This window comes from Pseudoalteromonas sp. MMG010, assembly GCF_018100905.1.
Taxonomy (GTDB): Bacteria; Pseudomonadota; Gammaproteobacteria; order Enterobacterales; family Alteromonadaceae; genus Pseudoalteromonas.
This window is the reverse complement of sequence record NZ_JAGJEG010000004.1, coordinates 102,356-115,814: the sequence shown is the minus strand read 5'-3', so window position 1 is coordinate 115,814 and position 13,459 is coordinate 102,356. Positions and strand designations below refer to the sequence as shown.

13 protein-coding genes are annotated in these 13,459 nt (G+C 38.4%); 5 read left to right on the top strand and 8 right to left on the bottom strand.

What is annotated here, in order from left to right; all coding sequences use genetic code 11:
- Positions 1-39: 39 nt before the first annotated feature.
- Positions 40-1,011 (bottom strand): octaprenyl diphosphate synthase, encoded by a 972-nt coding sequence (gene ispB, locus J8L70_RS06560; protein ID WP_211054738.1) that lies wholly within the window; start codon positions 1,009-1,011, stop codon positions 40-42.
- 444 nt (positions 1,012-1,455) lie between these two features.
- Here ispB and rplU point away from each other — a divergent pair, with 444 nt between their 5' ends.
- From rplU to J8L70_RS06535, 5 genes are all read left to right on the top strand, one after another.
- Positions 1,456-1,767: a 50S ribosomal protein L21 gene (gene rplU / locus J8L70_RS06555; protein ID WP_004587921.1), complete on the top strand. Its 312-nt coding sequence runs from the start codon at positions 1,456-1,458 to the stop codon at positions 1,765-1,767.
- Positions 1,768-1,783: 16 nt separating this feature from the next.
- The gene (rpmA, locus tag J8L70_RS06550) at positions 1,784-2,041 is read left to right on the top strand and encodes a 50S ribosomal protein L27 (protein WP_211054737.1); all 258 of its coding nucleotides are present in this window, start codon (positions 1,784-1,786) and stop codon (positions 2,039-2,041) included.
- A 136-nt stretch (positions 2,042-2,177) separates the two neighbouring features.
- On the top strand, positions 2,178-3,332 hold the full coding sequence (gene cgtA / locus J8L70_RS06545) for an Obg family GTPase CgtA (protein ID WP_211054736.1): 1,155 nt from the start codon (positions 2,178-2,180) through the stop codon (positions 3,330-3,332).
- 71 nt (positions 3,333-3,403) lie between these two features.
- Positions 3,404-3,892, top strand: coding sequence for a type 3 dihydrofolate reductase (gene folA, locus J8L70_RS06540; RefSeq protein ID WP_211054735.1), 489 nt, complete (start codon positions 3,404-3,406; stop codon positions 3,890-3,892).
- 81 nt (positions 3,893-3,973) lie between these two features.
- Positions 3,974-4,348 (top strand): DUF3718 domain-containing protein, encoded by a 375-nt coding sequence (locus J8L70_RS06535; RefSeq protein ID WP_211054734.1) that lies wholly within the window; start codon positions 3,974-3,976, stop codon positions 4,346-4,348.
- Positions 4,349-4,676: 328 nt separating this feature from the next.
- Here the strand turns inward: J8L70_RS06535 and J8L70_RS06530 are convergent, their stop codons facing one another.
- From J8L70_RS06530 to lptD, 7 genes are all read right to left on the bottom strand, one after another.
- Positions 4,677-6,692, bottom strand: a complete 2,016-nt coding sequence (locus J8L70_RS06530) for a methyl-accepting chemotaxis protein (RefSeq protein WP_211054733.1) — start codon at positions 6,690-6,692, stop codon at positions 4,677-4,679.
- A gap of 132 nt (positions 6,693-6,824) precedes the next feature.
- The gene (locus J8L70_RS06525) at positions 6,825-7,643 is read right to left on the bottom strand and encodes a symmetrical bis(5'-nucleosyl)-tetraphosphatase (RefSeq protein ID WP_211054732.1); all 819 of its coding nucleotides are present in this window, start codon (positions 7,641-7,643) and stop codon (positions 6,825-6,827) included.
- Between the two features lie 15 nt (positions 7,644-7,658).
- Entirely contained in the window at positions 7,659-8,045 is a 387-nt protein-coding gene (gene apaG / locus J8L70_RS06520; protein WP_211054731.1) for a Co2+/Mg2+ efflux protein ApaG, read from the bottom strand.
- On the bottom strand, positions 8,032-8,835 hold the full coding sequence (rsmA, locus tag J8L70_RS06515) for a 16S rRNA (adenine(1518)-N(6)/adenine(1519)-N(6))-dimethyltransferase RsmA (protein WP_211054826.1): 804 nt from the start codon (positions 8,833-8,835) through the stop codon (positions 8,032-8,034). Before rsmA ends, apaG begins: the two co-directional genes overlap by 14 nt.
- The gene (gene pdxA, locus J8L70_RS06510; protein WP_211054730.1) at positions 8,825-9,823 is read right to left on the bottom strand and encodes a 4-hydroxythreonine-4-phosphate dehydrogenase PdxA; all 999 of its coding nucleotides are present in this window, start codon (positions 9,821-9,823) and stop codon (positions 8,825-8,827) included. Before pdxA ends, rsmA begins: the two co-directional genes overlap by 11 nt.
- A gap of 3 nt (positions 9,824-9,826) precedes the next feature.
- Positions 9,827-11,119 (bottom strand): peptidylprolyl isomerase SurA, encoded by a 1,293-nt coding sequence (gene surA, locus J8L70_RS06505; protein ID WP_211054729.1) that lies wholly within the window; start codon positions 11,117-11,119, stop codon positions 9,827-9,829.
- 44 nt (positions 11,120-11,163) lie between these two features.
- Positions 11,164-13,416 carry an LPS assembly protein LptD gene (lptD, locus tag J8L70_RS06500; protein WP_211054728.1) on the bottom strand — a complete coding sequence of 751 codons (2,253 nt, stop codon included), beginning with the start codon at positions 13,414-13,416 and terminating at the stop codon, positions 11,164-11,166.
- Between the last annotated feature and the right edge of the window lie 43 nt (positions 13,417-13,459).

The window sequence follows — 13,459 nt, the reverse complement described above, 5'->3', positions numbered from 1 at the left end:
TGGAAATAATGAAGCACTGAAAATGCGAGGAGTGGGCTGTTAGTGGGTTCTATCAACCGCAATGCGCGCTAAACTAATCAGCGCTTGTTTATAGTCAGAATCTTCAAGGAAGTTTAAACAAGCAATGGCTTTATCGGCCTCTTGTTCTGCTTTTTTCATTGTAAACTCAAGTGCATTAGTTTGTGCTAGGGTTGCTAAGATATCATCTAAATGATCCATGCCGTTACTATACTCAATGGCATCACGAATTAACTTTACTTGTTGTTCATTCCCTTGTTGCATGGCATAAATGAGTGGCAGTGTCGGTTTACCTTCAGCTAAATCATCACCGATGTTTTTACCTAATTGACTTGCATCAGCGCTGTAATCTAGTACATCGTCAACTAACTGAAAAGCGGTACCTAAATGCATACCATACAGGTTTAAGGCATTTAAAATCGTTTCGTCTTTTTCGGTAACAATAGCAGCAAGGCCGGTGGCTGCTTCAAATAATTTGGCTGTTTTAGAATAAATAACCTGCATGTAACTTGCTTCAGTGGTGTCAGGGTCATTACAATTCATCAACTGTAATACTTCACCTTCAGCAATAACGTTCGTCGCATCAGCCAGAACTTGCATTATTTGCATTTTCCCAAGGCCAACCATTAATTGAAATGAGCGAGTATAAATAAAGTCACCCACTAACACACTGGCGGCATTGCCAAACTCGGCATTTGCTGTTGGTGTACCACGGCGTAAGTTTGACTCATCTACGACATCATCATGTAACAAGGTCGCGGTATGAATAAACTCAACGATAGTCGCTAAGGTAATATGATCTTTGCCCTGATAACCAAGTGCTTTGGCCGCTAAAATAGCTAGCATTGGGCGTACGCGTTTACCGCCGCTGTTAACTATATATAAGCCAAGTTGATTCACTAACGCTACATCAGACTGCATTTGTGCATGTATAAGTTGATTGACGTCATTCATATCGCTTTCGATTAACGCCTGGATAGCTTTTATATCCATTGATCTCCGAGCCAGTTTTAGGTGTGTTAACGCCAGCGATTATACAACAAAAAATGACCTAGCTCGATATTTTACGACGAATCCTTTAAAAAACATGTTCTAACTGAGATTTTATTACTATAAATACAAGTTTGAGTTTAAATAATGAGCAGTTGATGTCATCAGCCCACTGATTTAAGGGCGAATATATTTATTATGTACAGTGATTTGTCTTTTACTGATGTAAAGTCTATTTATTTTTAACTTAGTTGCTAAAAAGCGCTTGGCAACGGGCTAATTTAATATAAAATAACTGCAAATATTGAATTGCTCTCAATGCAGCTAATTATTATTGATTTTATTAAAAATGGGGCTTGCTAGTTTTTAAGCATTAGCGTAAACTTCGCGCCCTATCGAAGAATATTTTAGTTGCGTCGATTTGAGGGCGCACAGACGGAGTTAATTATGTACGCGGTTTTCCAAAGTGGTGGTAAACAGCATCGTGTGACTGAAGGTCAAACGATTCGTCTTGAGAAATTAGACGTAGAAACTGGTGCGGCAGTTGAATTTGATTCAGTACTTTTAGTTGCTGATGGTGAGAAAATTGAGATCGGTGTACCGTTCGTAAACGGTGGTAAAGTAACAGCTGAGGTTGTTTCACATGGTCGCGGTGAGAAAATTAAGGTTGTTAAATTTAGACGCCGTAAGCATTCTCGTAAGCAGATGGGTCATCGTCAATGGTTCACTGAAGTTAAAATCACTGGCATTAGCGCTTAATTAGAGGTACTTAGAAATGGCACATAAAAAAGCAGCTGGTAGTACTCGTAACGGTCGCGATTCAGAAAGCAAACGCCTAGGTGTTAAGCGTTTTGGTGGCGAATCAGTTTTAGCGGGTAGCATCATTGTTCGTCAACGTGGAACTCGTTTCCACCCTGGCACAAACGTAGGTATCGGTAAAGACCATACTATCTTTGCAAAAGCAGATGGTAAAGTTCAATTTGAACAAAAAGGTCCTTTAAACCGCAAATACGTAACTATCGTAGCTGAGTAATCAGTAAGGTAGTTTAAAAACCCCGCCTTTGCGGGGTTTTTTGTTTTCAAGTTATTGAATATATACCCAAGCCTGCATTTTTGTTGGCTTGGGTATATAATAGTTAAATTAAAGCCAATCCCTAAAGTGAGTAATCATGAAGTTTGTAGATGAAGTAGAAATTCGCGCAGAAGCTGGTGACGGCGGCAGCGGTATCGTATCTTTCCGTCGAGAAAAATATGTACCAGACGGCGGCCCTGACGGCGGTGACGGTGGAGATGGTGGTAGTGTTTATCTACAGGCTGATGAAAACTTAAATACCCTAATTGATTATCAATTTGAACGTTTTCACCGTGCTGAACGTGGTACAAACGGACAAAGCCGTAACTGTACGGGTAAAAAAGGGGAAGATTTATTTGTTAAAGTACCTGTGGGTACTCGTATCATGGATGTGGATACACAAGAGGCATTAGGTGATTTAACGCAAAACGGTCAGCGAATTGTTGTTGCTAAAGGTGGTTTCCATGGCTTGGGGAATGCACGTTTTAAATCAAGCACAAACCGTGCACCACGCCAAAAAACGCTGGGAACACCCGGTGAAGTCCGTAATTTAAAACTTGAATTAATGCTACTTGCTGATGTTGGACTACTTGGTTTGCCAAATGCAGGTAAGTCGACCTTTATTCGCAGTGTATCTGCTGCCAAGCCTAAAGTGGCCGATTACCCTTTTACCACGTTAATACCTAACTTAGGTGTTGTACGCCCTGAAGCAAATAAATCATTTGTAATTGCCGATATTCCAGGGCTTATTGAAGGAGCTTCTGATGGCGCTGGTTTAGGAATTCGTTTCTTAAAGCATTTAGAGCGTTGTCGTGTATTACTTCATATAATTGATGTAATGCCAGTTGATGGCTCGAACCCTGTAGATAATGCGTTTTCAATAATTAATGAGTTGCATCAATATAGCCCTAAGCTTGCTGATAAACCGCGTTGGATAGTGTTTAACAAAATTGATTTGTTACCAGAGGACGAAGCGCAGGCATTATGTGAACAAATTGCCCAAGAACTTGGTGAAGAAGAAAACGTTTATCAAATTTCAGCAATCAACAAACTAAATACACAATCTCTAATACATAATATTATGAGCTTACTCGATAGTATGCCTAAAGAGAAATTTGTTGAAGTTGAAGATGAAGAGGTTGAATTCAAGTGGGATACTTACCATAAAGATGCGACTAAAAATAACAATGATGACGACTGGGATGATTGGGACGAAGACGATTACGATGTAGAAGTCGTCTACGAACGATAATATAATTAATATATAAAAAGGAGCATTGGCTCCTTTTTCTTTGTTTACTATAAAAGTATTAGGATATTGATGTGATAATTTCAATGATAGCTGCCATGGCAAATAATCGAGTTATAGGGCTTGATAATGAAATGCCATGGCACCTGCCTGCTGATTTACAGCATTTTAAAAAGGTGACAACAGGTAAGCCTGTGATCATGGGACGAAAGACATTTGAATCTATTGGTCGCCCTCTACCTAACCGTCGTAATATTATTATCACGCGTAATAGTGAGTACCAAAGTGAAGGGATTGAAACAGTGTCTTCGCCAGAGGCTGCGCTAGAGCTTGTCTTTGACGTAGAGGAGATAATGATAATTGGGGGAGGGAATATCTATCAACAGTTTTTACCTATTGCAGATCGCTTATACTTAACCCTGATTGATTTAGAAGTTGCTGGCGATACTCAATTTCCTGAGTATATGACAGTCGCTAATTGGAAAACACTCGATGAGCAACAGGTAACGAGTAATAACGATACTTTACCTAGTTATAAATTCGTAACTTTGTCTAAAAGGTAATAACATTATTGCGGAAAACTTAATCACTTGGTATAATTATCATAGTTTGTTTTAGTACTAAAGTATCAAAGGGTTTTTACTATGAATTTATCTAAGCTTGTTTTAATTTCCGCTATTGCAGCGGGTTCTTTTGTTTATACAGCACCTGCAAGTGCTGATGACCAATTAGCCGTTTCAATATGTGAATATATTGCTTCGAACGATAAAAATCGTTTACGTAGTAAATTAAAAAGCTCACGTATTAAAATACGCAATGTGTATGATGCAATTGCTTGTAACGGAAATAACTTATTACGTCATGCGGTTGCTAGTAATGCCGTTGATACTGGTGAGTATATCGTTAAAAACTTATCTAAAAGCTCGCTAAAAGACGGCGCAGACCTGTCTTGGGCTGAGTCAAATGGCTTCGGAAGCTCTCCTTTAATTGCGGTAATCAAAAACCGTGCTGGTATTTAATAGCTTCAGTTAAAACAAATTTAAAAGCCGCGTTGAACGCGGTTTTTTTATGTCTAAATAAAATCTTTATACATTACTTTTATAATAACAATGTCAGGTTATTTGCGAGATTAAGTTAGATTTAACGACCTTATCTATACCAGCCTTAAAGTTAGTCAAAATAACCTGTTATTTTGTTATCGGGAAGTGCTTAGTTAAAAATTGATGACTTAAAGCTTAACAGGGATCAGTTTTGAGACTACAGGAAAACAGAGAGGGAGATTAAAATTAATAATGAAGGTCAGTCTTTAGCTATAAAGTTGGGGCCGTAGAGGCCCCATTTTAAATGTTAAACTTTAAACTCATCAACTGATAAACGAAGCTCTTCTGCAAGCTTCGCGACCTCAGTACTTGATATGTTAGTTTGGCTCGCACCCTCAGCTGTTTGCTCTGCTATTGCTACAATTGATTCTAAGCGCTCACTGATCTCTTGAGATACTTGTTGTTGCTCTAATGCTGCTGTTGATATCTCTTCACTCACATCGTGTGCTTGTGATACCGCAAACGTAATTGAGTTTAATGCTGTATTGGCTAAATCACTTTGCTCAACACAAGACTCAGCTTGCTGTTTACCTTTTTTCATTGCAGTTACAGCCGCTTCAGCACCTGTTTGCAGTGATTCAATCATCGATTGTATTTCTTGTGTCGATTCTTGAGTTTTACTTGCTAAAGATCGTACTTCATCAGCAACAACTGCAAAGCCACGGCCGTATTCACCTGCACGAGCAGCTTCGATTGCTGCATTGAGTGCTAATAAGTTGGTTTGATCTGCAATCCCTCTAATAACATCTAAAATGCTACCAATTGAAGCACTGTCTTGATGCAGCTTATTAATCACTTGAGAGGCATCATCAACCTCACGTGCTAGCTGCTCAATGGTTGCTTTATTGTTATTAGATATCCCTTTAACACGCTCTGCTTCTTTATCTGCATTTTTAATATCATTGAGCGCTTGATGCGCACTTTCACTCACGGTTTGTGAAGTGCTGTTCATTTGTGTTGTTGCCGTTGCGGCTTGTTCAACTTGTGCTTGCTGATTACTAATTGCTTGACTAGATTCTCCGGTAATCGCTGACGTTTCTTCTGAAGCAGCAGCAAGCTGTGTTGAGCGAGAAATAATGCCTTTAATAAGACTACGTAAACTATCAATTAAAGTATTACAGCTATGTGAAAGCTCACCAAATTCATCTTGAGCACTGTCATCTAAGCGCTGAGTCATATCACCATTAGCGACAATACCTAATATACGGTTAACTTCTGCCAGAGGTTTAATAATGCGATTAACTGTCATTAATGCGATAACAATAGCAATTAATGTGGCAACAACCATGCCTATCCAAGTCCAAAGAGTGGCAGAGTTTACATCTGAACGAACTTCTGTTTGCAGTTTAAATGCAACATTACTTGCTTCATCTACTAATTCATCAATTTGTTTTAACGCAGTTGCAGTGGCTTGCTCAGACTCAATTACCTGCTGCTGTGCTAGATTCGTTGCATTTATAAAGCGTTTGGTATTTGCAGCTAAGCTGTTGTTACCTGATATATTATCTTCTAATTTATCAACATATTGCTGTAGATCACTGTAAAGTTCATTATTTGAGTTTTCTATTGCTGGCTTAATTAAGGCAATTGAATTGAGTACTTCTTCAAAATAGTATTCTTGCTCTTGCTTTATAATATCAAGCGTTTGTAAGGTTTTAACTGTGAGCATATCGGTACTGTTAGTGGTGACCGACATAAAGTTATTTTCGAGGCTATTTGCTGCTTGGTAAGCACGTGGAGAGTCTTGTTCAAAACCGTCAATATCAATAATATCTAAGATAATTGAGTTCGCATCTTCAATTGTTATATCAATGCTCTCTACTTGGTTTTTTAATGTGGTTATTAGTTTAAGCTGATTACTTTTTTCAACTAACAACTCTTCAACTGTAGCAATAAATCGCTGATATGTTTGACCAACCTCTTGGCTACTTTTATTTAAGTAAGGGTTAGTGCTAACCACTGCATTAAGCTCTGAATGAGCTTTACTAAAGAGTTTTTTTTCTTTTTCGATGACGTCTTTAAAAGCAAGTAGTTCTTTTTCTGAGGTTGAGTAAAAGCTGGCTTGCGCTGTTTTACTTATAGTCATAAACTCAAATTGTAGTTTTGAGCTTTTATTTAATGCAGGTAAAGAAAGTTGGTTTACTTGCTGTGTTGAATCACCAATATTAGCAATTTTAATTAGTGAATTCCCACCAATGGCTAAAAGTAATAAGGTGATAAAAATAAAACCACACCAAATACGCTGGCTAACTGTTAAGTTCATATTATATTCCAAGGGGGTAAGAGCGATAGCTAGGTTATCGGCTAAAATTTCAAAAAGTTAAGAAATTATTATCTTTAAATAGAATTTAATTTCATTCTTTTAAATTTAACAGAAATGATTAGGCTTTTCAGTTTATTTCAATAAAAAGTGTGATTTTTCTGAAATGATTTCCATATTATCTAAATTAATTAATCGCATCTCTGCTCCCCAGACACATCCTGTATCTAAGGCAATGATCTCTTCATGCCCCGTTACTCCTTGTAAAGATGCCCAATGGCCAAAAATAATTTTATGGTTAAGTTGACTGTAGTTTTTATGATTAAACCAAGGTGTTAGTTCTGGGCTGTGCTTTATTGCGCCTTTTGCACTGAGCTCTAGTTGATCATTTGGTAATAAGAAGCGCATACGCGTAAAGTAGTTAACGATGTAGCGAAACTTTTCAAATTTATTTAATTTAGATGAAAAAACAGTCGGGTGTGCGCCATACATATTTTCAAAAAAAGAGGTCGCGTCTTTGCCCTGATAGCATTGTTGTGCAAACTTTGCATGGTTTAATGCTTGTTGTATATCCCAATGAGGATTTAAACCTGCATGACTAATAAAACACTTATGTTGCGCTAACCAAATTGCTAAAGGCTGTGTTTGTAAGTAGTGAATGTAGCGCTGTATGTGGCGGCTACTTAATAAGGGGGCCAGTTTATCTTTAGGGTTTGTTGGTTTATTTAAGTAAAAGCAAGCAATCAGATGTAAATCATGATTACCTAAAGTAATGCTTATACTGTTTTGGTGCTTATAAATAAACTCAATACAGGCAAGTGAGTCGGGCCCGCGGGCAACAATATCACCAACTAAATAAAGGTGATCTTGACTGGGGTTGAAATTTACACGCCGTAATAAGGCTTGAAACTCATTAAAACAGCCCTGTAAGTCACCTATTGCATAGTTAGCCATACAGAGCCACCACGGTTAATGTAATATATTTGGGCAGGCTAAACGAAACACATTAATAGGTGCTTCAATGGTTGAGCCAAATTCATTTTTTAAGGTGTAATAACCCTGCATAGTCCCAACTGGAGTGTCTAAGATAGCACCGCTGGTGTAATTGTAGCTTTCACCGGGGCCTATCGTTGGGGTTTCGCCAACCACACCATCACCTTGAACTTCAACTTCTTTTCCATTTGCATCGGTAATTAACCAGTAGCGGCTTAGTAACTTTGTGCTACATAAACTATGGTTTTTAATGGTTACTGAGTATGCAAATACATACTTGTCTTGTTCTGGCTCTGATTGACCTTCAACATAAAAGGTCTCTACCGATACTTTAACGGGCGAACCCATGTTATTTGTTGTCATAAATCCAGTTGGCTATATCTATAAATTGTTGTAAAGATAAGCTTTCAGCGCGTAAAGTAATATCAATACCAATACTTGTTAGCTCATCTGCTGTTAATAAGTTAGCTAAGCTATTACGTAATGTTTTACGACGCTGGTTAAAAGCTTCAAGACAAACTTGATTTAATATCTTGGTACTTTTAGCACTACGTTGCTCAGGTTTTTTAGGGATTAAACGAATAACGGCAGAATCTACTTTTGGTGCTGGTTTAAAGCATTCAGGCGGTACTTCTATAACGGGGATCGCATTACAGTAATATTGTGTCATGACACTTAAGCGACCAAATGTTTTACTACCAGGGCCTGCAACCATACGTTTTACAACTTCTTTTTGCAGCATAAAGTGCATGTGTTCGATATTATCTGCAAATTCAAAAAGGTGAAATAGCAACGGAGTTGATATGTTATAAGGCAGATTGCCAAAGACCTTTAGTTTTTTATCGTCTTTAACGAGGCTCGCAAAGTCGAATTTCATTGCATCGCCTTGGTTAACGTTTAATTTTGGCCCCAAAACAGGGTGCTCAATTAAACGTTGAACTAAATCTTTATCTAGCTCAACCACGGTTAATTGTCCGCTTAGTTGCGCCACAGGCTCAGTAATTGCGCCCAGACCAGGCCCAATCTCTACCAGGTTATCTTCAGGCTTAGGATCGATGGCAGAAACAATTTTATCAATGATCATTTCATCAAATAAAAAGTTTTGTCCAAAACGTTTACGGGCGCGATGGCCTAAATGTACTTTATCGGTCATTAATTTGTGCTTTTTCATGGGCGAGCTTTATTGCCTCGCGGATTGCTAATTCAAAACTGCCAACTTCAGCATTCCCTGTACCGGCTAAATCTAGGGCGGTGCCATGGTCTACTGAGGTGCGAATAAAAGGAAGGCCAAGCGTAATATTTACTGACTTGCCAAACCCTTTGTATTTTAACACAGGTAAGCCTTGATCGTGATACATTGCTAATACAGCATCAACTTGTGATAAGTATTTATCCTGAAAAAGTGTATCAGCCGGAAGAGGACCAATTAAATTCATCCCTTGCTCATTGAGTTTATTTAGCGTAGGAGTAATTGTTTCTATCTCTTCATTACCTAGATGCCCGTCTTCACCAGCATGAGGGTTTAAACCACAAACTAAAATACGAGGCTTTTCAATACCAAATTTGGTTTGTAAGTCATGATTTAAAATGCCGATAACTTTGGTTAAACGTTCCTCAGTAATAGCACGAGATACATAAGCAAGTGGGATGTGTGTAGTGACTAATGCAACACGTAACCCTTCAGTTGCCAGTAACATGACAACATCAGGTGTATTTGATTGTTGTGCAAAGTACTCAGTATGACCACTAAACGAAATTCCCGCTTTATTAATAATACCTTTATGCACAGGTCCGGTGACAACGGCGTCAAAGGTACCATCCATATTTTTTTCACTGGCAATACGCAGAGTATCTAATACATATTGACCATTGGTATCATCTAAGACACCTAGCTCTACAGGCCCACCTAAATCAACTTGGTGAATATAAACACTGCCTGCAGGAGCGGGGGTTGCTTTTGCATGAGGGTCAAACTCAATTAAATTAATACTCAGGCCTAATTGTTCGGCGCGTGTTTTTAACAACGCACCATCAGCAATCGCGACTAACTGCGCATCCCATTTTAACTGGGCTAATTTAATAAATAAATCCGGGCCTATCCCTGCTGGTTCGCCTGGTGTTACTGCTATTTTTAAAGTCATTGTTTATTCTGCTGGAAAAATTTCAACGTGTGCCTGATCGCGCATTTCTTGCTGCCAGTTAAAACTTTCTTCTTTAAATTTACGGTTAAATAACAAGCCATGAGCACGATTACGTTTTGCTTGTTCTGTTTTATCTGCTTTACGCTTATCGAGTAATTGCACGATATGCCAACCAAATTGAGATCTAAATGGTTCGCTTATTTCATTTTTTTCTAATGCTAATAAATTATCTTTAAATGCAGGTACATAGGTTGTTGGATCTGTCCAATCATACTCACCGCCTTTAAGCGCAGAACCAGGATCTTCTGAATACTCTTTCGCAAGTTCAGCAAAATCGGCATTTCCAGCGAGTAAGTCTTTTCTAAATCCAGCAAGCATCGTTTTCGCCTTTTCTTCGCTTAAGATGATTGAAGGTTTTATTAAGATGTGGCGTGAACGTACCTCTGTAGTTTCAACTATTTGTAGGCCGCGGATATCTTGTACTTTTATAATATGAAAGCCAGCACCAGAACGAAGAGGGCCTATAACGCTTTCTTTTTTCTTACCTTTAACAGCCTGGGCAAAAAGTGAAGGCATTTCGTTTACGCTCATCCAACCAAGTTGTCCGCCTTCAAGTGCTTTAGAGCCCCCTGATGATGAAATCGCGATACGTTTAAATTCTTGGCCAGCGTTTAATAGTTCAATGACTTTGTCTGCGCGTACTTTTGCATTGTTAATATCTTCAGTCGTTGCCTCACTAGGAATATCGATTAATATATGGCCAATATTATATTCTTCGGTATTTTGTCCTTGCTCTTGCATTATTTTTAATAGGTTATCAATTTCTTGCTCGCTAATATAAATACGGCGGTCAACATTGGCACGAGTCACTTGTTGTGTGGTTATTTCTTTACGAATTTCTTCACGGTAAGCTTGGAAATTATCTCCAGTACCTTCAATGGTTTTTCTAAGGTCTGCGATTGTGCCACCTTGCTCGCTGGCCATTGATGCTAATGTTTGATCTAACTGACTATCAGAAATTTCAAGACCCATGCGTTCAGCCATTTGCATTAATAGCGTTTGGTTGACTAAGCGTTCAATGGCTTGTACGCGTAATGTTGCATCTTTTGGGAGTTGCTGATTTTGCTCTTTTGCTTGTGATTTTACACGATTGATGATGGTATCAACTTCGCTTTGTAAAATTACACCTTGGTTAACAACGCCTATTACTTTATCTATTTCTACAGGTGCCGCTATAGCAACATTATAAAGGCTTAATGATAAAACGGTTGATGTTAATATTTTTTTTAAATTCATATTCTTTTTTCGACTCTTGCTAATGCCATAGTATGGATTAAATACTAATTATTAAGAAAATAAGGTCTACGATAGCCAAAAATACTTTGTTGTAATAATTTTTGCGCATCATAACTACTTTTACTGCCTAGCCCTTTTAAAACAAAATTCAGACGAATACTTGAATCAAATGTAGCTTGGTCTTGGTCAATCGCTTGATTTAAATCGGTTTTAATCTGACGCTGACCTGTAATTTGAACTGCCCAACAGCATGATTCATACTGAAGTCCGGTTAATACTTCTATACTGCGTTTATTCTCAATGTCTTTATGATAACTTGCAATAAACTGCCATTCATCACTAATAGGTACGCTCGTAAACATACCGACTTGCTCGATTGTATTTCCTGAGACATCATTTGCATAGCGATGGTTCAATTGAACTAACTGATTATTGTCGCCTTTGTAATCTAAGGTAACATTTGATTGAATCATTTGCTTGCCGTCAGTATCGTATTGGATCCCGCCAGACAAATACCATCGACGATGCCAATGTACCATGGTTTGTGCTGCAAACAAGGCATTGTAGTTTGTCTCTTCAGTAATTCCTTGCTCAGTGGGTTTTGCAGAATCACTTAAATAAAAGATTTGCCCAGCGCTGAAATTAAACACTTCTTCACTTTTACTACTAAATAAGCGTGTTGTTGCACCTATCGTTAGCTGATTAGCGCCAGCTATTCTATCAACACCTGAAAAACGTGTATCTCTAAACAAACCAAAAAAGTCTTCTTGTAAATTGACGGTATCAAATAGAGCAATGTCGGTTTGATCTTTGTTAGGGGTATACAGGTATTGCATTTGTGGTTCAAGTGTTTGAATGCCATCTTCAAAAAAGAAAGAGGTATCACGTTCAAAGTTTAATTGGCTATAAAGACGTACTTTTGGCAGTGTTCTCGAGACAGAGCTACTGTATTGGGTGCCATCTAAATCACCATGTTGCTTATAATTTGTTTGCAGTAAACTAACTTCAGATAAAAAAGACCAAGCGTATTGTTCATAACCAAAGCGAACTTTTGGCTCAATATGTAATCGAGTTGCTTCGTCTACCTCTACCTCTGTACTGCCATTAATAAAATGACTCAACTCACCTGAAATACTAAAGTCAAAATGATTTATACGCCAAGGTGCAGTTTGGGTAAAGTTTATTTGTGGTAACGCGGTATATGATTCGTCATGATCCCCGAGTACTTCAAAACTTTGAATTTTAATATCGGTACGCCATGTATCGCCTAAATGCGTTAATGCTCCCGTGCGATAGAGTTGGGTGTCGGTCGTATTTGCGTAATTTGATGTTAAATCGGTTAAGTAGTTATCATCACTGACGTTGGTAATATCGACGCTAGCACGCCAGTTTTCGCCAAAATAACTCTTTTGTTGCCAATGAAACATATAACGAGAGTCAAGTTCTGGCTCAGAATCATCTTCATTTAAATATTCAATACCAACAAGGCCTTTGCTTGTATCGGTTAAGTACCTAAATTCGGTTTGTAATTGAAGACCAATACGAGACATATAACGCGGGGTGATGGTCGCATCGTAATTAGGAGCTATATTCCAATAATAAGGGGTAATCGTTTCAAGGCCATAACTATCAGAGCTTGAAAAGCTCGGGGTTAATAACCCCGACTTACGGCGCTCATCTAACGGAAAAGTAAAATAAGGTAAATATAAAACGGGGGTGTCGAGTATGCGCAATACTGCATTATAGGTCTCCCCCCAACCTTCTTCGCGAGATAAGTTGATTTCATCAGCTTCAATTGCCCAAACCGGAATTTCTCCTGGGCAGGCAGTAAAGCTGGCATTCATTAATAATAAGCCAGAATTATTAACGGTAAGTTTTTCAGCACCGCCTTTACCTAATTGCTCAGTTAAATTGTAATTTGCGCCAAGTAAGCTTATCTCAGAATTATTTAGATCTGCATTTAAGCCCGTGCTATGTACCGTACTGACAGAGTTTTGATAAGTAATTGGCCCTGTAGCATTTAATAAACTGCGTTCTTTATCTAATAAAGCACTTTGTGCGGACAAACTCATATCAAGGGTGTTAATATCAACATTGCCGTTAAATTCAGCACTTTGAGTACCCAGAAATTCGACTTCGTCTGCTTTAATATCAACGGTACCTAGCTCAAGTCCTTGCATAGGTTGCCAGGTTCTGGTTAGCATTGAGACGCCACATAGTTTGTGTGTCAGCTCAGTGTCGGCAAGCGATGATGTGCTTACGACGCTTAGCATCAATATGCCCCAGCTTTTGTTCATTTAGTAACCTTAATATTCAGTGCGAAATAGTAAAGGGGACATA